Below are 18017 nucleotides of genomic sequence, written 5' to 3'. Positions count from 1 at the left end.
CATCCCCCTGAAGCGAATGCGGTCAGCGTGTTCACTTGACCTCCGGTGGCGTGGTGAAGGTGTGGTACGGCGCGGGCGAAGGCACGCTCCACTCCAGCCCCTCGGCGCCGTCCCACGGCTTTGCCGGCGCGGGCGGGCCACCTCGGATGCACTTGATCACGATAAACAGGAAGAATATCTGCGTGGCGCCAAACATGAAGGCACCAATGGAGGAGACCATGTTGAAGTCGGCGAACTGCAGGTTGTAGTCCGGCACCCGGCGCGGCATGCCGGCCAGCCCCACGAAGTGCATCGGGAAGAACGCCATGTTCATGCCCACGAAAGACAACCAGAAATGCAGCTTGCCCAGGGTTTCGTCGTACATGTGGCCGGTCCATTTCGGCAGCCAGTAGTAGGCCGAGGCGAAGATGCCGAAGATCGCACCAGGCACCAGTACGTAATGGAAGTGCGCCACCACAAAGTAGGTGTCGTGGTACTGGAAGTCCGCAGGGGCAATCGCCAGCATCAATCCGGAGAAACCGCCGATGGTGAACAGGATCACGAAGGCCACGGCAAACAGCATCGGCGTCTCGAAGGTCAGCGAGCCTTGCCACATGGTGCTGACCCAGTTGAACACCTTCACGCCGGTCGGCACCGCAATTAGCAACGTGGCGTACATGAAGAACAACTCGCCGACCAACGGAATGCCCACCACGAACATATGGTGCGCCCACACGATAAACGACAGGAACGCGATGCTCGCCGTGGCGTACACCATCGACGTATAGCCGAACAACGGCTTGCGCGAGAAGGTCGGGATAATCGAACTGACGGCGCCAAACGCCGGCAGGATCATGATGTACACCTCGGGGTGGCCGAAGAACCAGAACACATGCTGGAACAGCACCGGATCACCGCCACCGGCCGCACTGAAGAAGCTGGTGCCGAAGTGGATATCCATCAGCATCATGGTCACGCAGCCGGCCAGCACCGGCATCACCGCGATCAGCAGGAAGGCGGTAATCAGCCAGGTCCAGACGAACAGCGGCATCTTCATCAAGGTCATGCCGGGCGCACGCAGGTTGAGGATGGTGGCGACCACGTTGATCGCGCCCATGATCGAGCTGATGCCCATCAAGTGGATGGCGAAGATGAAGAACGTCACGCTTTCCGGCGCGTAGGTGGTGGAGAGCGGGGCGTAGAACGTCCAGCCGAAATTCGGACCGCCACCGGGCGAGAACAGGGTCGAGACCAGCAGCAGGAACGCCGCCGGCAACAGCCAGAAGCTGAAGTTATTCATGCGCGGCAAGGCCATGTCCGGTGCGCCGATCATCAGCGGGATCATCCAGTTGGCCAGGCCGACAAACGCCGGCATCACCGCACCGAACACCATGATCAGGCCGTGCATGGTGGTCATTTGGTTGAAAAACGCCGGCTCGACGATCTGCAGGCCAGGCTGGAACAGTTCGGCACGGATCACCATGGCGAACGAGCCGCCGAGCAGGAACATGATGAACGCGAACCACAGGTACATCGTGCCGATGTCTTTATGGTTGGTGGTCAGCACCCAGCGCATCAAACCCTTGGCGGGGCCGTGGGCATGGTCACCGGCGTGGCCATGGTCATCGATCACAGTGCTCATGGCCGTTCTCCTGCAAGCGAGTGGGCGGGGCGGGTCGAGGTAAAAGCGATGAAGTCGGTCATTTGCTTTCCGCCTGCTTGATGGCCAGCACGTCTTTAGGCGTGACCATGTCGCCTTTGTTGTTGCCCCACGCGTTGCGCTCGTAGGTCACCACTGCGGCGATATCGACTTCCGAGAGCTGTTTGCCGAAGGCCGCCATCGCGGTACCGGGCTTGCCGTGATAGACGATGCTCAAGTGGTCTGCAGCGGGCCCGGTGGCGATCTTCGAGCCCTTTAGCGCCGGGAACATCGGCGGCAGGCCCTGGCCTTCGGCCTGGTGACAGGCGACGCAGGTGGTGTGGTAGACCTTGTCGCCGCGCGCAACCAGCTCTTGCAGCGTCCACTCCTTGGAGGTCAACTCCTTGAGCTTGGCGGCCTCTGCCTTGCGCTCGCCGAGCCAGGTGTCGTAGTCGGCCTTGGACTTGACCTCGACCACGATGGGCATGAAACCGTGGTCCTTGCCACACAGTTCGGCGCACTGGCCACGGTAGATGCCGGGCTTCTCGACGCGGGTCCAGGCCTCGTTGACGAACCCTGGAATGGCGTCACGCTTGACCGCAAAAGCCGGCACCCACCAGGAGTGGATCACGTCGGCGGCGGTCACCAGGAAGCGCACCTTGGCGCCCACCGGCAACACCAGCGGCTGGTCGACTTCCAGCAGGTAATGTTCGCCCTTGGTGGCCTGGTTGTGGATCTGCTCGGCGGGCGTGGCCAGGTTGCTGAAGAACTCCACATCCTGGCCCAGGTATTTGTAATGCCACTTCCACTGATAGCCGGTGACCTGGATATCGATATCCGACTCGGTGCTGTCGTAGATATTGATCAAGGTCCTGGTTGCCGGAATGGCCATCGCGACCAGAATCAGCAAGGGCACCACGGTCCAGAGGATTTCCACGGTGGTGCTCTCGTGGAATTTGGCCGCAACCTGGCCCGTGGAGCGGCGGTGGACGATCATCGACCAGAACATCGCGCCAAACACGACAATGCCGATTACCACACAGATCCAGAAAATGGTCATGTGCAGGTCGAACACAGCGTGACTGACTTCAGTTGCCCCTGGCGCCATATTCGTTGTCCAGGCGGCGTGCGCCTGGCCGAATACTGACCACAACAGGAGGCCCATCCAAACATGTGGATGTCGCGTCATTGCGGGTTCCCCTTATCGTTCTTGTTATCCCGCCGGTTTGCACCTGCGTCGAAGGGAGCGGCTTCCATACTGCTTACAACCGCTTAGCCTTACCTGCTTATGCAGTCTGGCGTCATCAGCTAATCGCGTACAAACCCGAGTATAGACACGCACTGCAACCCCGCAATGTGTAGGGGCAAATGAGCAAAAATGAGTGGCCAGGCCCAATAAAACCGGGTGCGGAATCGTTTATCCGACGAACGATGGCAATTCGATATAACGCGTATGCATAACCATGAAATAATTATGACAAATGCGTCTTAGGCGCTCGTATAAACGAGCTACCTTATGCTGTCCCTATTCCTACGCCTGCTTCACTGGAGCCTTCATGAACACCGCCGCATTGCGCGAGCAGATTTCCCGTGCCTATCAACACGAAGCCAGCACTGGCCAGCTAGCCAAGCAGCTGGAAGAGCAATTGCCGCACCTGCATTCGGCCATTTCTTTGGCTGATGGTGATAGCACCCAAGTCATGACCCGCTTTGTGACCGCCTACATCGAACTCGTCCCGGACTTGTTGGAGGCCGCCAATGACGTGGCCCGCGAAGCGGGGATCGAAAGCCAGATAAAGCCCGTGCTGAAAATCGCCGAGCATTTCTTCCTGCAACCGCCCGCGATCCTGGCTGGCCACGAAGGGCTCGACGGCCTGCTGGACGAGGCTTACCTGGCCCATCGCCTGGTGGAAGAGGTCAACGATTTGTATATCAAACACTTTGGCCAGCCGTTGATTCCGGCAGATACCACCGTGGCCAACGTGATTGCCCATCAGTTGATCGGCGAAGCATTCGCCAACCAGCTGGATGAAGCCGTACACCACGCGGTGGACGAGATGCTCAACGAAGACAGCTTTGCGCTGGAGTCGGTCGAGGCGTATCGCGAACAGCTGAAAAGCCCGCACACGGAAGCCGCGTGGAAGCGCTGGCCGTGCCTTTCCCGCAAGCTGGGGGTGGAGTTGGCGCTGGATCAGCCGGCTTAAATCTTAAATTAGACACAGAACAAATGTGGGAGGGAGCCAGCCCCTCCCACATTTTGATCCGGTTCTGTCAGCCGATTGAGGGCGCCGAGCCGATCCCTGTCGTCATCCTGACCCGGCCTTCGAGTCTGCGCTTCAACCCACGCGCCTCGATCACCAGCTTCGAGCCCTTGGCCGCATTCGCCCGGCCCCATTCCTCCAGCAACTCAAGGCAGGAATGGTCGATATAACTCAGGTTACTCAGCGGTACGTGCACAGTCGCGCCCGGAGGCACCGTCGCCAGCACCTGGGTCAACGCCGGCACTTTCAGGAAGGTCGCCGCACCGGTCAAACGCAGCTCCATTTCCCCCTCTTGGGGCAGGTCGATCAGACTGACTTTCAGGCGCGAGGCCTTGAGCGCCAACTTGACCAATGTGAGCCCGAAGCCCACCAGCACGCCGGTCAGCAGGTCGGTGAAAATGATCGCCAACGCCGTGGCCGCGTAGGTAAACATCGGCATACGCCCATAACGACCTAGGGCCTTGAAGGCCTTGATATCCACCAGCTTGATCCCGGTGTACACCAACACACCCGCCAGGCTCGCCACGGGAATGCTTTGCAGCACGCTCGACAACAACAGTACGAACCCCAACAGCCATACGCCATGGAACATCGCTGACAACCGCGTGGTGGCCCCGGCCTGCACGTTGGCCGAGCTGCGCACGATCACACCGGTCATCGGCAGGGCACCCACCAGGCCGCACAGCATGTTGCCCACACCTTGGGCGGACAATTCCTTATCGAAATCAGAACGCTGACCACTGTGCATGCGGTCTACCGCTGCAGCAGAGAGCAGGGTTTCGGCACTGGCGATAAACGCCACTGCAAACGCGGCGATCAGCAACTGAGGGTCAGCCAGGTTCAACAGGTCGCTGGGACGCAGCCAATCGATGGCGTCGGCGAGGTTCTCCGGCACTTCCACACGCTTGACCTGCAACGCCAGCACCAGGCTGGTCACCGTTGCCAGGCCCACGCCCAACAGAGCTCCGGGCACGAAACGCAGGGTTTGCGGACGGAATTTATCCCACAGGTACATCACCAGCATCGTCGACAAACCGAGCAATCCGGCCTGCCAACCCAGGCCGCCGCCCAAGGTTGGAATCGCCTCCACCAGCGCGGCGGGGAAGCCAGCCAGGTTATCCAGCCCTGAGGGCTTGGGCGCACCGTCGAGCATCACATGGATCTGCGATAGCACAATCAATACGCCGATCCCCGCCAGCATCCCGTACACCACCGCTGGCGCCGTGACGCGGAACCAGCAACCCAGGCGCAGACGGCCGGCCACCAGTTGCAGGAAGCCGGCCAGCAGCAGGATCGGTCCGAGCATCATCATCCCGTGCTGGCGCACCAGCTCGAACACCAATACCGCCAGACCCGCTGCCGGGCCGCTGACCTGCAGCGGCGAACCCGCCAACCAGCCCACTACCAGGCCACCGATAATCCCGGTGATCAGGCCCTTGGCCGGCGGCATGCCGGACGCGATGGCGATCCCCATGCACAGGGGCAGGGCGACCAGAAACACAACCACGGAGGCGAGCAGCTCCCGTGGCAATACAGTTTTCAATTGAGCAGCACGCATGATGGCTCTCCCGAGGCATTCGCCGGGCGCGGCAAAGCCTGGCTGCATCCATGGCAGCCACCGCTTTACCCGGCAGGGAAGTGTTTTAGAAGCGCGCTTTAGGCGTCGCGGAAGGAATCGGCCCTTCGCCGCTCAACGGTCGGAATGCCGACTGATCAGCATCATAGGCTCGAATTTCACTGGTCTCGATGTTGTAGATCCAGCCGTGGATAAACAGCTGACCATTGGCCATGCGCGACGCCACCGAGGGATGGGTACGCAAATGCTGCAGTTGGGCGATGACGTTTTCTTCGGTGAGCACTTTCATGCTCTCGCCTTCGTTGGCACAGTCGCAGTTGTCCTCGACCATGGACTTGGCGACTTCGGCATGCCGCAGCCAGGCCCTTACCGTCGGCATCTTCTCCAGGCTGGCGGGGTTGAGGACCGCACGCATGGCGCCACAATCGGAGTGCCCGCACACGATGATGTGCTGCACGCCCAAGGCCAGTACGGCGTACTCGATGGCAGTGGAAACGCCGCCGTTCATCTGCCCATAAGGCGGCACGACGTTGCCGACGTTGCGGGTCACGAACAGGTCGCCGGGAGAGCTTTGGGTAATCAGCTCAGGCACGATGCGCGAGTCGGCGCAGGTAATGAACATCGCCCGTGGGCTCTGGGCCGTGGCGAGTTTCTTGAAGAGTTCTTCCTGCTGGGGGAAGACGTCGTGATGGAAATGCAAAAAGCCGTCAACGATGTGTTTTAGCGCTGCATCAGCAGACTCTGCCACCTGAGGGGCTGAAGCCGACGCAGCCAACGGCTGTTTATCCTTGTCACTCATGATTCATCCTCTTGATTAATGCAGGGGAGTTTTCAGGTCAGTTCGACGCCAGGCCAGTGGAATAGTTGTAAAAGCCAAAAACCAGGCTGCCGACTCATCAGTCACTCGCTGAACAAGGTAACCACCGAAACTTAACTCAAACTGAATGAACCGCTCTAGATCGCGGGTTTCAGTGATATCAAAACGCGACTATTCCTACAGACATGGTGCATTCTTCCTTTTCAGTCTACAACAATGCCATCTGTCTGCCCGGTGGACAGAACGCTGTGCAATCCAGATTGAAGCCTTCTCGCCGATTCAGCCCCAGACGTTTGATTGCCTTGCTGAAACGCTGGGCCAGCAGGTCGGCAAATGGCCCCTCGCCCCGCATGCGTACGCCGAACCGACTGTCGTACACCTCACCACCGCGCACCTGGCGCACCAGGCTCATCACATGGGCCGCACGCTGCGGATAATGCGCTGCCAGCCACTCCTCAAACAGCGGCGCCACCTCCAGCGGCAGTCGCAACATCATGTACGCCGCACTCTGCGCACCGGCGGCATGGGCTTCGGTGAGCAGGCTTTCCAGCTCGCTGTCGTTGATCATCGGGATCATCGGTGAGCACAACACACCCACCGGGATGCCCGCCTCGCGCATCACCCGGATGGCCCGCAACCGTGCCTTGGGCGCCGCTGTGCGCGGTTCCAGGATGCGTTTGAGTTCATCATCCAGGCTGGTAAGGCTGATCATCACCGCCACAAGGCGTTGCCTGGCCAGCTCCGCCAGCAGGTCCAGGTCGCGCAGGATCAGAGAGCCCTTGGTAATGATGGTCACCGGATGCCGATAGCGCAGCAGCACTTCGAGGGTTTGCCGGGTGATCTTGTACTCACGCTCGATAGGCTGGTACGGGTCGGTGTTGGAGCCCAGATTGATCGGCGCACACACATAGCCCGGCTTCGACAGTTGCTGCTCCAGCACGTCGGCCGCGTTGCTCTTGGCGATCAGCCTGGTTTCGAAATCCAGCCCCGGCGACATATCCCAATAGGCGTGGCTGGGCCGTGCATAGCAGTAGATACAGCCATGCTCGCAGCCACGGTAGGGATTGATGGAGCGGTCGAACGGCAGGTCCGGAGAGTTGTTGCGGGTGATGATGGTCTTGGCCGTCTCGATGCGTACTTCGGTGCCCTGGGTCGGCGGCACTTCCTGGTACCAGCCGTCGTCCTCGGCCACGCTGACGGTGGGCGCAAAGCGGTTATGCAGGTTGGTGGCCGTGCCCCGACCACGGGGCGGCAGCGGAGTAGACATGAAGGCGCCTCGATACTGGTTTTATATACAGTATCGAGGCGCGAGGTTCCTGACCAGTGCCGTTGGGCGGTCAGTGCTTTTGTGTGACCTGCCCCAGGTCATCGCCCGAGGTGGTGCGCATGTCGTTCTTGCGCAGGTCGGCCACGTCACTGGCGTTCACCGGGGCGCCCTGGTTACCCCAACTGCCACGGATGAAACTGACCACATCCGCCACTTCCTGGTCCGACAGGCGCCAGGCGAACGCCGGCATGGTAAAGGTCGACGGCGCCGTGTGAGTGGCCGGCAACGTGCCGCCGTTCAACACGATGTTGATCAACGACGTGGCATCCGCCGTCTGCAACACCGGGTTGCCCGCCAACGCCGGGAATACCCGCGTATAGCCATGGCCATCGGTACGATGGCAGGCCGCGCAGTTGTCGATATACACCGACGCGCCGGGCTTGCTGTCATCGCCCTTCCACAGCGCCTCGGCCACCTGCTTGTCATACTGGTGCGGCTGGTCTTTTGGGTCCACCGCCGGCAGGCTCTTGAGGTAGCGGGCTATAGCGGTCAGGTCGTCTTGCGACATGTACTGCATGCTATGCACGACCACATCGCTCATACCGCCAAATACCGCGCTGCGGTCACTGCGACCGGTCTTGAGGAATTGCACCAGTTGCTCCTCGCTCCAACTGCCGAGACCGTCCTTGTGGTCGCCGCGCAGGCTCTTGGCGATCCAGCCTTCCAGTGGCGCACTGCCGGACAGGAAGTCCTTGCCGTCAGTCGCGCTCAGGGCTTTTTCCTGCATGGTCAGAGCGCGTGGTGTATGGCATGCGCCACAGTGGCCAAGGCCTTCCACCAGGTAAGCGCCGCGGCTGATCACTGGGTCCGCGCTCGCCACGGCCGGTTTATCCGCCACCTCAGGGGCAAACATCCAGCGCCACGCCGCCAACGGCCAACGCATGCTCAGCGGCCACGGAATGTCGCTGGCCTTGTTCTCCTGGGCGACCGGTTCCACGCCCTTCATGAAGTACGCATACAACGCCTGCATGTCGCTTTCGCTGACGCGCGCATAAGACGGGTAGGGCATCGCCGGGTAAAGCGTACTACCACTCTTGGCGACGCCGTGACGCACGGCCTGGTCGAAGTCCTCGAAACTGTAGTCGCCCAGACCGGTCTTGTCCGGGGTGATGTTGGTGGAATAGATCACACCGATGGGGGTTTCCATCGGTAGGCCACCGGCGAACGGTTTGCCGCCCTTGGCGGTGTGGCAGGCCACGCAGTCGCCGGCGCGCGCCAGGTATTCGCCCTGCTTGATCAGGTCGGTTTCGGCGGCACTGATCGAGCAGCTGCTGAGCAGGGCAAACGTCGCGATAACAAATGCTTTCATGGTCATCGCTCCTTATGCCTGAACCAGTGGGCCGGGATTTTTCAGGTACTGCTCGCGGATCGCGCGAGCCGACCAGTAGGTCAATGCCGCCACCAGGCCAGTAGGGTTGTAGCCCAAGCCCTGTGGGAAAGCAGATGCACCCGGAACAAACACGTTGTGTACATCCCAGCATTGCAGATAGCGGTTCAACGCACTGGTCTTCGGGTCGGTGCCCATGATCGCGCCACCGTTGAGGTGGGTGGTCTGGTAGGACGCGGTGTTGAAGTGCTCACCGACTTTTTTGCCGAGCACGGCAATCGCCTTGGGGTTCATCGCTTCGGCGACCTTGCCCATTTTCTCGACCATGAAGCGGTTCATCTTGATGTCGTTTTCCTGCCAGTCGAACGTCATACGCAGCAACGGCAGGCCGTAGGCATCGCGGTAGACCGGGTCCAGATCGAGGTAGTTACCCCGGTAGGATTGATGGGCACCATGAGCATCCATCGACACCTGGTGGGTGTAGTAATCGGCGGTGGCGCGCTTCCACGCGCTGCCCCAGGCCGGTGTGCCGGGCGGGTTGGACGTACCGGCAATCGGGCGGCTGCCCGCCTGGTTGACCCACATCGGCGAGCCCCCAACAAAGCCGTGAGGGCCGTGGTCGAAGTTGTCGGCGTTGAAGTCATCGATGGCCACGCCATTGCCGCCCGCACCGATAAAGTTGTTGGTGTGGGTGTCCTTGTCGAAGAACGCCTTGATGGTGGCCATGTTCTGGTAAGCGAAGTTTCTGCCCACCACGCCTTCATTGGTAATCGGGTCGTAGGGTTTGCCGATGCCCGACAGCAGCATCAGCCGCACGTTGTGGAACTGGAACGCGCCGAGGATCACCAGGTCTGCCGGTTGTTCGCACTCTCGGCCTTGGGCGTCGATGTAGGTCACGCCGGTGGCCTTGCTCTTGGTGCTGTCCAGATTGACCTTGAGCACGTGGGAGTTAGGCCGCAGCTCGAAATTCGGCACCTGGCGCAGCGCCGGCAGGATGTTCACGTTCGGCGAGGCCTTGGAGTACATGTAGCACACGTAACCGCTGCAAAAACCGCAGAAGTTGCATGGGCCCATCTGCGCGCCATAGGGGTTGGTGTAAGGCCCCGAAGTATTGGCTGACGGCAGGTTGTAGGGCTTATACCCGACGCTGGCGGCCGCTTTCTGAAACAGCTGTGCGGAGACTGTGTTCTTCTGCGCCTCCAGCGGAAACGGGTTGGAACGATCCGGCGCATAAGGGTTGCCGCCACGGCCTTCGCCCACCAACTGACCTTTCACGGTCCAGGCCTGGCCTGAGGTGCCGAAGACTTTTTCTGCATAGTCGAAAAACGGCTCCAGCTCTTCGTAGCTCACGCCGAAGTCCTGGATGGTCATGTCCTTGGGAATAAAGTGCTTGCCGTAACGTTCTTCGTAATGGCTGCGCATGCGCAGTTCAATCGGATCGACACGGAAATGCACACCCGACCAGTGCAGGCCCGCACCGCCCACGCCGTTACCCGGCAAAAACGCGCCGAGCTGACGGTTAGGCAGGGCAACGTCATTCACGCTATGACGAATCGTCACCGTCTCCTTGGAGATGTCCTGGAAGAGTTTTTTACGCACGCTGTAGGTCAGTTCGTCGATGACCTGGGGATAGTTGCCGTCCGGGTAAGTGTCCTGCATCGGCCCGCGCTCCAGCGCCAGCACGTTGAGGCCTGCTTCCGTCAGCTCCTTGGCCATGATCGCGCCGGTCCAGCCGAAGCCGACAATCACCGCATCCACTTTCTTCATGATGGTCGCCACGTTTATGCCCTCTCGCCGCGGATGGAAACTGCCGGGAAGGGGTACTGCTCGTTGCGTTCCACCCAATCCATGAAGTCGGCGCGGGCGCCGGGGAAGCCGATCATGGTCCAGCCGACCATGCCTTTGTTGCCACCGTGGATCGGGTCGCAGAAGAACCCTTCCTTGGTGTTTTGCAGCAGCAAGTTGAAGAACATCTTCGGCGGCACCGCGTCGAAATGTGCCGTGACTTCACTGCCGCCCGCCTCCAGGCGCCGCAACATATCATCTCGGGTAGCGCTGTCTTGCGCAGCAAAAGCTTTACCGTTGAAGGCTTTCGACCAAGCATCCGTCGCGGCAATGCCCAGGCGATAAATTTCTTTGGGCACCAACTTGCTCTGCCAGCCCATCTCCGGCGGGGCGTCGGCGTTGAACGGACCTTGCATGTACCACAGCGCGCCGCTGGCGTAAGGCGTGTTCATCTGACGGTCGATGTACTCCGGCACGCCGGCTTCCAGGGCACCGGGGCCTTGGGCATCTGCGGGGATCAAACGCTCGACGGCGGCGTTGATGAACGCCCATTCCTCAGCGGTGAAATAGCTCGGCTCGTAGGCCTTGTCGTTCTTCGCAGGTTTGGCCGGCGCCGCGTGGGCAGGCTCAGGCGTGGCCATCAGTATCGAGCCACCAAGGCCGGTACTCGCAACCGTGACCACCGGGATCAAGGTCAAGGATTTGCGCAAAAAATCACGCCGGGGGTTGTCTTGATCTTGATCAGACATGGGTGCACCTCATCATGTGGTCACGGGTTTATTCGGCCACTTCTGGGGAGCGGCTCGTCGGTATTTGGGCAATCAATAGTTACAAATGATAGCAGGCTAAGGATGTAGAATATGGGTTCAGCGACCTAAGTCGAATAATTGCAGGCAAAAAAATGTGGGAGGGGGCTTGCTCCCGATAGCGGCGGGTCAGCCAATCCAGAGGCTGACTGACCTTGCGCTATCGGGGGCAAGCCCCCTCCCACATTGGCCCGCGTAGGGCCGTTAGTCTTTTTTCAATTTCGGATTCGGGAAGAATTGCACTGCCTGAACCTTGGGATCGGCTGGCGCTTTAAGCGCAGACGTATTCACCCGCGTCCCCAACTCCTTGGGCACCGACAGCCCTTGGTCATTGAGCGTATCGGTATACCCGCAGGCCACGCATTCGCGATGCGGCACGCTGTCCTCGGTCCACATCTTCAACTTGTCCGGTTCGCTGCACGCCGGGCACACCGCCCCGGCGATAAATTGCTTTTTGGTAGTCACAGGCCCTTCGCTCATGCTGCTGCGTCCTCACTCAGGCCGCTGTGGCGCAAGAGTGCGTCAATCGACGGTGCACGTCCGCGGAAGTCGACGAACAGCACCATCGGCGCCTGGGAACCGCCACGCGCCAGGATTGCCTCACGGAAGGCACGACCGGTCTCGGCGTTGAGCACGCCGTCTTCTTCGAATTTGGAGAAGGCATCCGCCGACAGCACTTCGGCCCATTTGTAGCTGTAGTAACCCGCGGCATAACCGCCGGCAAAGATGTGCGCAAAGCTGTTGGGGAAACGGTTGTAGGCAGGAGGACGCATCACCGACACCTCATCGCGCACGCCTTCGAGCACCTGGGCCACGCTGCGGCCATCGCCATGGGTGGCATGCAACTCGAAGTCGAACAGCGAGAACTCCAGCTGGCGCACCATCATCAGGCCGGACTGGAAGTTCTTCGCCGCGAGCATTTTTTCCAGCAGGTCCTGGGGCAGTGGCTCGCCGCTTTCATAGTGGCCGGAGATCAGCGCCAGGCCTTCCGGCTCCCAGCACCAGTTCTCCATGAACTGGCTCGGCAATTCCACCGCATCCCACGCCACACCATTGATACCGGACACGCCGGCATGCTCGACGCGGGTCAGCAGGTGATGCAGGCCATGGCCGAATTCGTGGAACAGGGTGGTCACTTCATCGTGGGTCAGCAGGGCAGGCTTGCCGCTGTCGGCCGGGGTGAAGTTGCACACCAGGTTCGCCACCGGGCTTTGCAGCACGCCGTCGATGGTGCGGCGGCGGTCGCGTGCGCCGTCCATCCAGGCACCGCCACGCTTATTGGCGCGGGCGTACAGGTCGAAGAAGAAGCGCCCGACGTGCTGGCCGTTTTCCTTGATTTCAAATAGGCGAACATCCGGGTGCCAGGTGTCGAAGCCTTTTTGCTCGGCAATCTCGATGCCGTACAAACGCTGCACAATGGCGAACAGGCCGCCCAGCACCTTGTCGATCGGGAAGTAGGCGCGCAGGGCTTCCTGGGACACGCTGTAGCGCTGCTCACGCAGCTTTTCGCCGTAGAAACCGCTGTCCCAGCTTTGCAGGTCGGCGCAGCCTTGTTCGGCGGCGTAGGCCTTGAGCTGTTGCAGGTCCTGGGCAGCGAACGGCTTGCTGCGCTTGGCCAGGTCACGCAGGAAGCTCAGCACCTGGTCGCTGGACTCGGCCATCTTGGTGGCCAGGCTCAGCTCGGAGAACGAGGCGTAACCCAAAAGCTTGGCCAGTTCCTGACGCAAGTCGAGGATCTGTTCCATCACCGGGCCGTTATCGTTCTGACCGGCATTCGGGCCCTGGTCTGACGCACGGGTGCAGTAGGCCGCGTAGATTTCTTCTCGCAGGGCGCGGTCCTGGGCGTAGGTCATGACCGCGTAGTAGCTCGGAAACTCCAGGGTGATCAGCCAGCCGTCGAGGCCTTTGGCCTGCGCGGCAGCGGCCATCTGCGCCTTGGCCGAATCGGTCAGGCCGGCGAGGGTGGCTTCCTCGGTGACGTGCTTGGTCCACGCCTGGGTGGCGTCCAGCAGTTGGTTGGAGAATTTGCTGCCCAGCTCGGAAAGCTTGCTCTGCACTTCGGCGTAACGTTTTTGCTGCTCAGGCGGCAAGTCGATACCCGAGAGGCGGAAGTCGCGCAGGGAGTGTTCAAGGATGGTTTTTTGCGCCACGTCGAAACCGGCGGCTTCCGGGCTGTTGGCCAGGGCTTCGAAGGCTTGGAACAGCGCGCGGTTCTGGCCCATCTCGGTGGAATAGGCGCTCAATGCCGGCAGGCACGCCTCGTAGGCTTCGCGCAGCTCGGCGCTGTTGCACACAGCATTGAGATGGCTGACCGGGCTCCAGGCGGCGCCCAGGCGATCATTCAGTTCGTCCATGGCCAGCACCAGACCGGCCCATGTCGGATTTTTACCCTGGCTTTGCAGGATGCCTTCGATGGCAACACGGTTGTCGGCGAGGATCTGTTCGATGGCCGGCTGCACGTGCTCGGCACGGATCGCCGAGAACGGCGGCAGGTCGTAGGACTGCAGAAGAGGGTTGTTCGCGCTCACGGTTGGCACCTTGGCTGAAGAAACATGTAAGAACAAAGATGGGGCCATCTTAATTACAATCAACGTCCACCGCAGCTATCAGCACATAAGAGAGAGGCTATCGTGACCCTTCGCACCTATCAGAACCACACGCCAACCCTGGGCGCCGGGGCTTTTGTCGATATTTCGGCGGTGGTGATCGGCGATGTCGAAATCGGCACCGACAGCTCGGTCTGGCCGCTGACCGTGATTCGCGGCGACATGCACCGCATCCGTATCGGCGCGCGCACCAGCGTGCAGGACGGCTGCGTGCTGCACATCACTCACGCAGGCCCCTTCAATCCGGACGGTTTTCCCTTGCTGATCGGCGATGACGTGACCATCGCACACAAAGTCATGCTGCACGGCTGCACGGTGGGCAACCGGATTTTGATCGGCATGGGCAGCATCGTGATGGACGGCGCCGTGGTGGAGGACGACGTCATCATCGGCGCCGGCAGCCTGGTGCCACCGGGCAAGAAGCTCGACAGCGGTTTTTTGTATGTCGGCAGCCCGGTTAAACAAATCCGCCCGCTGACTGACAAGGAACGCGCCTTTTTCACCTACAGCGCCGCGAACTACGTGAAGCTCAAAGACCTGCACCTGGCTGAAGGATTCGACCAATGACCCTCCATTACCAAACCGTGCTGTTCGACCTGGATGGCACCCTCACCGACCCGCGCGAGGGCATCACCCGCTCGATCCAGTACGCCCTTGGCAAATTGGGCATCGACGAACCCGACCTGACCCAACTCGAACACTTCATCGGCCCTCCATTGCTGCAAGCCTTCATGCAGTTCTACGACTTCGATGAGGCCAAGGCCTGGGAGGCAGTGAATTTCTACCGCGAGCGCTTCAAAGTCACCGGGCTGTATGAAAACCGCGTATTCGACGGCGTGATGCCGCTACTTGAAGACCTGGGCAAACAGGGCCGCCAGTTGTACGTCGCCACATCCAAGCCCTGGGTGTTTGCCCGCGAGATCGCGCGGCATTTCGATTTTGCCAGGCACTTCAAAGTGATCTACGGCAGCGAACTGGACGGGACACGCACCAACAAGGTCGAGTTGATTGCGCATTTGATCAGCGAAGAAGGCCTGGACCCGGCCACCACCTTGATGATTGGTGATCGTAAGCACGACCTGATCGGGGCGCGCAGCAATGGGCTGGATTCGGCGGCCGTCGGTTATGGGTTTGGTAGTTTCGAAGAGTTGAATGCTGAGGCGCCGACCTGGCACTTTGAGACGCTGGCGCAGATGCATCAGGCGTTTTTGCAGCGGCCCTGAGACCGCCATCGGCGGCAAGCCCCCGATGAGGCCCTACGGATCAACCCCTTCCAACTGCCTCAACGCAGCCTTGCGCTGCACCACCGGCAACTCGCCCATCTTCTCCACCGCCGCGTAGAACTTCGGCCAATCCCCACCTTCCTGCCTGAATAACGCCGCAAACGCCGGCACCCACCGGTCATACAGCCCGAACGGCAACAACCGCGCATTGTTCATCGGCAGGTTCATCCAGGCGTCATAACGCTTGTCTCCACCCCATTGGCTATCGCGCATCTGCCGGTACGCACGACGCAAATCCTCGAATTCGGCCGCCTTGGCCTGGCGCATCGCCTCGGCAGCCAGCGGTTGCGCGTAGAGTTTTTCCAGGCGCTGACGTGTATCGAGGATCAGTTGGGTAAATTGGTCCCGCTGTTGCCGCGTCGCGTTGCCAAGCGGCGCCAGGCCCTGGGCCGCGCGCCACTGGCGGGTGCCTTCCTGCTCGACGAAGCTGGCAAACGACTCGTTGAATTCGGTGTCGTCCTTCACGTAGAACCGCTGGTGCGCCAGCTCATGGAAGATCAGCGTGGCCAGGCGTTCGTCACCCCAGTTCATCATCGAATTCATGATCGGGTCGTTGAACCAACCCAAGGTTGAATAGGCTTCCACGCCGCCAATCGACACGTCCATGCCTTGTTTGCGCAACAACGCCGCTTCACCGCGCGCCGCGCCTTGGCTGTAATAGCCGCGATAGGCCACGCAACCGGCAATGGGGAAGCAATGGGTTTGAGGCGCCAGGGAAAATTCCTGCGTAGCGAAGACATTCCAGACTACATAAGGACGGCCAATATCGGCATACAGCCGGTAACTTTGGTTGTCAGGCAGATGCAGGTGTTCGCTGGCGAAGGTTCGAGCTTTTTGTGATTGAGCCAGATGATCACGCAGCAACTGCGGCCTCGATGGATCGGCGATGACCTCGGCAACCGGCTCCCGAGCCCGCAACAGCTGCCACTGGCCGTCCGCCAATTGGCTGTAGTAACTGACGCTGGAGCAACCACTGAGCAGCACAACCACCAACCCTGAAAGAAAACGCCTGACCATGCACCGATCGCTCCTGGGTGATTTGTTCGCCAGACTATCGCGCCTGAAGGGGATTTTTCCACGTCGTAGCGTGTTTATACTCAAAGCTCTCCTTGCGTTGAGTAACTGCCATGCACCAGCTCCTGCTTCCCGTCGTCGCCCTGTTGCTCAGCGCCTGCGCTTCGCCCCCCCTGCCGCCGGTCGACCCGCATCAGGCCTGGGTCGATTTTGCTACGCCGACGCCGGGAGCCAAGCTGGTGATGGCGCAGCGCCTGGATGGTAAGAACCTGCCGGACGGACGCTACTTCCAGGTGCCACCGGGCAGTCACGAGCTGATGGTGCGCTTTGATTTCGAGGTGCCCACCGGCGGCAGCCTCAATGGCTTTGGGCAAACCGCCGACCGCACCTGTTTCATCACCCTGCAGTACGACCATTTCGAGGCTGGCCAACGCTATCGCCTGGAAGGGCGCTCATTGGCCTTCACGCCGAATATCCGGCTGTATAACGCCGCTCGCCAATTGCTGGCGGAAGAACGCAGCGTCAACTGTCTCTGATCAGTCGTTGTTCTTCTGATAGATGATGGCTTTGGTACCGTTCTCACAGCTGCCGACGACCATGGCGACGTCGTGCTTGTCAGCTTCTTCCTTGCTGACAATTTCCAAGGTGTAGGACGGAACGGCGTTCGCCTGGATCTTGACCTCAATCTCTTTCCTGAGCTCTTCGCAGTCTTTTGGTGCGGCCACAGCCGATGTGGCCAACACACCGCAGATGATCGCCAAGGCAAAACGTTTCATGTGTGAAGCTCCCTGAATGCATGCGCACGGGTGTGCGCCTAAGGCTGCATAGGCTATAGGACCACATTCGGGAAACACGAGTTCTGATTTAACGCAGAACAAAATGTGGGAGGGGGCTTGCTCCCGATAGCAGTGCATCAGTCAACATCGCTGTTACTGATAGACCGCTATCGGGGGCGAGCCCCCTCCCACAGTGGACCTGCTGTGTCAGCTAACCAGCGTGGCATCCAGGCTGATCTTCGCATTCAGTACCTTGGACACCGGGCACCCTTCCTTGGCCTTCTTGCTCAATTCATCGAACTGCGCCTGGCTGGCGCCTGGGATCTTGGCCTTGAGCACCAAGTGCACGGCGGTGATCGCGAAGCCGCCATCGACCTGGTCCAGGGTCACTTCGGCCTGGGTGTCGATGCTGTCAGCCTTGAGCCCGGCGTCGCCCAGAATCATGGAAAAGGCCATGGAGAAACAGCCAGCGTGGGCCGCGCCGATCAATTCTTCGGGGTTGGTGCCCTTGCCGCCTTCGAAACGGGCCTTGAAGCCGTAGGGTGCTTCGCGCAGCACGCCGGTTTCGGTGGAAATGGAGCCCAGGCCAGTCTTCAGATCACCTTCCCAATGCGCGGATGCCTTTTTAACGATACTCATAGCTTTCTCCTCGAACGGTGGTTTTGCGTCGGTAAGGTTCTGAGGATAGACGCCAAGGCAAAGTTCATTTGTAAGAGAGACCTAGCGATTAAGTAGGAAATTTCACCCTCGCTATTGAATCTCGGGTATATGCCCTCATTGCATAGGACATGCACATGAAGCGGCAGGTTTTGGTTCGTCTA

17 protein-coding genes are annotated in these 18017 nt (G+C 60.3%); 4 read left to right on the top strand and 13 right to left on the bottom strand.

Annotated elements, in window-relative coordinates; translation table 11 throughout:
- Nucleotides 1-31: 31 nt before the first annotated feature.
- Entirely contained in the window at nt 32-1621 is a 1590-nt protein-coding gene (ctaD, locus tag HDC32_RS20790) for a cytochrome c oxidase subunit I (RefSeq protein ID WP_131699590.1), read from the bottom strand.
- Nucleotides 1622-1679: 58 nt separating this feature from the next.
- Nucleotides 1680-2807 carry a cytochrome c oxidase subunit II gene (gene coxB / locus HDC32_RS20785; RefSeq protein ID WP_184745292.1) on the bottom strand — a complete coding sequence of 376 codons (1128 nt, stop codon included), beginning with the start codon at nt 2805-2807 and terminating at the stop codon, nt 1680-1682.
- A gap of 367 nt (nt 2808-3174) precedes the next feature.
- On the opposite strand from coxB, the gene HDC32_RS20780 reads away from it, so the two are divergent.
- Entirely contained in the window at nt 3175-3822 is a 648-nt protein-coding gene (locus HDC32_RS20780) for a hypothetical protein (RefSeq protein ID WP_145338355.1), read from the top strand.
- A gap of 67 nt (nt 3823-3889) precedes the next feature.
- Here HDC32_RS20780 and HDC32_RS20775 read toward each other — a convergent pair whose 3' ends face one another.
- The 8 genes from HDC32_RS20775 to prlC form a co-directional block, all read right to left on the bottom strand.
- On the bottom strand, nt 3890-5437 hold the full coding sequence (locus tag HDC32_RS20775; RefSeq protein ID WP_184745290.1) for a SulP family inorganic anion transporter: 1548 nt from the start codon (nt 5435-5437) through the stop codon (nt 3890-3892).
- 85 nt (nt 5438-5522) lie between these two features.
- On the bottom strand, nt 5523-6254 hold the full coding sequence (locus HDC32_RS20770; RefSeq protein WP_027608119.1) for a carbonic anhydrase: 732 nt from the start codon (nt 6252-6254) through the stop codon (nt 5523-5525).
- Between the two features lie 226 nt (nt 6255-6480).
- Nucleotides 6481-7539, bottom strand: a complete 1059-nt coding sequence (locus HDC32_RS20765; RefSeq protein WP_184745288.1) for a PA0069 family radical SAM protein — start codon at nt 7537-7539, stop codon at nt 6481-6483.
- A gap of 70 nt (nt 7540-7609) precedes the next feature.
- A complete protein-coding gene (locus HDC32_RS20760) occupies nt 7610-8908 on the bottom strand; it encodes a cytochrome c (protein WP_184745286.1) in 1299 nt (432 codons plus the stop codon).
- Nucleotides 8909-8920: 12 nt separating this feature from the next.
- Complete coding sequence (locus HDC32_RS20755; protein WP_131699596.1) at nt 8921-10705, bottom strand: GMC family oxidoreductase; 1785 nt, start codon at nt 10703-10705, stop codon at nt 8921-8923.
- Between the two features lie 2 nt (nt 10706-10707).
- Entirely contained in the window at nt 10708-11460 is a 753-nt protein-coding gene (locus tag HDC32_RS20750) for a gluconate 2-dehydrogenase subunit 3 family protein (protein WP_131699597.1), read from the bottom strand.
- 261 nt (nt 11461-11721) lie between these two features.
- A complete protein-coding gene (locus HDC32_RS20745; RefSeq protein ID WP_167655865.1) occupies nt 11722-11997 on the bottom strand; it encodes a YheV family putative zinc ribbon protein in 276 nt (91 codons plus the stop codon).
- Nucleotides 11994-14093 carry an oligopeptidase A gene (gene prlC / locus HDC32_RS20740; protein WP_174556988.1) on the bottom strand — a complete coding sequence of 700 codons (2100 nt, stop codon included), beginning with the start codon at nt 14091-14093 and terminating at the stop codon, nt 11994-11996. The genes HDC32_RS20745 and prlC overlap by 4 nt, the downstream gene beginning before the upstream one ends.
- Before the next feature lie 54 nt (nt 14094-14147).
- On the opposite strand from prlC, the gene HDC32_RS20735 reads away from it, so the two are divergent.
- Both HDC32_RS20735 and HDC32_RS20730 read left to right on the top strand, forming a co-directional pair.
- Nucleotides 14148-14690, top strand: a complete 543-nt coding sequence (locus HDC32_RS20735) for a gamma carbonic anhydrase family protein (protein WP_027608127.1) — start codon at nt 14148-14150, stop codon at nt 14688-14690.
- Entirely contained in the window at nt 14687-15346 is a 660-nt protein-coding gene (locus HDC32_RS20730) for an HAD family hydrolase (RefSeq protein WP_131699598.1), read from the top strand. Before HDC32_RS20735 ends, HDC32_RS20730 begins: the two co-directional genes overlap by 4 nt.
- A gap of 33 nt (nt 15347-15379) precedes the next feature.
- Here the strand turns inward: HDC32_RS20730 and HDC32_RS20725 are convergent, their stop codons facing one another.
- Nucleotides 15380-16423: an aminopeptidase gene (locus tag HDC32_RS20725; RefSeq protein ID WP_184745284.1), complete on the bottom strand. Its 1044-nt coding sequence runs from the start codon at nt 16421-16423 to the stop codon at nt 15380-15382.
- 110 nt (nt 16424-16533) lie between these two features.
- Between HDC32_RS20725 and HDC32_RS20720 the strand changes: the two genes are divergently transcribed.
- Nucleotides 16534-16956, top strand: a complete 423-nt coding sequence (locus HDC32_RS20720; RefSeq protein ID WP_184745283.1) for a hypothetical protein — start codon at nt 16534-16536, stop codon at nt 16954-16956.
- On the opposite strand, the gene HDC32_RS20715 is transcribed toward HDC32_RS20720, so the two are convergent.
- Together HDC32_RS20715 and HDC32_RS20710 are read right to left on the bottom strand one after the other, a co-directional pair.
- Nucleotides 16957-17196 (bottom strand): DUF1161 domain-containing protein, encoded by a 240-nt coding sequence (locus HDC32_RS20715; RefSeq protein ID WP_017734725.1) that lies wholly within the window; start codon nt 17194-17196, stop codon nt 16957-16959. It lies immediately after the preceding gene.
- A 207-nt stretch (nt 17197-17403) separates the two neighbouring features.
- The gene (locus tag HDC32_RS20710; RefSeq protein ID WP_027608131.1) at nt 17404-17835 is read right to left on the bottom strand and encodes an OsmC family protein; all 432 of its coding nucleotides are present in this window, start codon (nt 17833-17835) and stop codon (nt 17404-17406) included.
- Between the last annotated feature and the right edge of the window lie 182 nt (nt 17836-18017).

It is taken from the genome of Pseudomonas sp. JAI120 (assembly GCF_014207255.1).
Lineage (GTDB): Bacteria > Pseudomonadota > Gammaproteobacteria > Pseudomonadales > Pseudomonadaceae > Aquipseudomonas.
Note: the sequence above shows the minus strand (reverse complement) of the source record. Positions and strands in the feature narration are given on the sequence as shown.

Coding starts and splice junctions, on each gene's coding strand:
- ctaD (WP_131699590.1), bottom strand. CDS start 1,621: ATGAGCACTGTGATCGATGACCATGGCCACGCCGGTGACCATGCCCAC.
- coxB (WP_184745292.1), bottom strand. CDS start 2,807: ATGACGCGACATCCACATGTTTGGATGGGCCTCCTGTTGTGGTCAGTA.
- HDC32_RS20780 (WP_145338355.1), top strand. CDS start 3,175: ATGAACACCGCCGCATTGCGCGAGCAGATTTCCCGTGCCTATCAACAC.
- HDC32_RS20775 (WP_184745290.1), bottom strand. CDS start 5,437: ATGCGTGCTGCTCAATTGAAAACTGTATTGCCACGGGAGCTGCTCGCC.
- HDC32_RS20770 (WP_027608119.1), bottom strand. CDS start 6,254: ATGAGTGACAAGGATAAACAGCCGTTGGCTGCGTCGGCTTCAGCCCCT.
- HDC32_RS20765 (WP_184745288.1), bottom strand. CDS start 7,539: ATGTCTACTCCGCTGCCGCCCCGTGGTCGGGGCACGGCCACCAACCTG.
- HDC32_RS20760 (WP_184745286.1), bottom strand. CDS start 8,908: ATGAAAGCATTTGTTATCGCGACGTTTGCCCTGCTCAGCAGCTGCTCG.
- HDC32_RS20750 (WP_131699597.1), bottom strand. CDS start 11,460: ATGTCTGATCAAGATCAAGACAACCCCCGGCGTGATTTTTTGCGCAAA.
- HDC32_RS20745 (WP_167655865.1), bottom strand. CDS start 11,997: ATGAGCGAAGGGCCTGTGACTACCAAAAAGCAATTTATCGCCGGGGCG.
- prlC (WP_174556988.1), bottom strand. CDS start 14,093: ATGGCCCCATCTTTGTTCTTACATGTTTCTTCAGCCAAGGTGCCAACC.
- HDC32_RS20730 (WP_131699598.1), top strand. CDS start 14,687: ATGACCCTCCATTACCAAACCGTGCTGTTCGACCTGGATGGCACCCTC.
- HDC32_RS20725 (WP_184745284.1), bottom strand. CDS start 16,423: ATGGTCAGGCGTTTTCTTTCAGGGTTGGTGGTTGTGCTGCTCAGTGGT.
- HDC32_RS20720 (WP_184745283.1), top strand. CDS start 16,534: ATGCACCAGCTCCTGCTTCCCGTCGTCGCCCTGTTGCTCAGCGCCTGC.
- HDC32_RS20715 (WP_017734725.1), bottom strand. CDS start 17,196: ATGAAACGTTTTGCCTTGGCGATCATCTGCGGTGTGTTGGCCACATCG.
- HDC32_RS20710 (WP_027608131.1), bottom strand. CDS start 17,835: ATGAGTATCGTTAAAAAGGCATCCGCGCATTGGGAAGGTGATCTGAAG.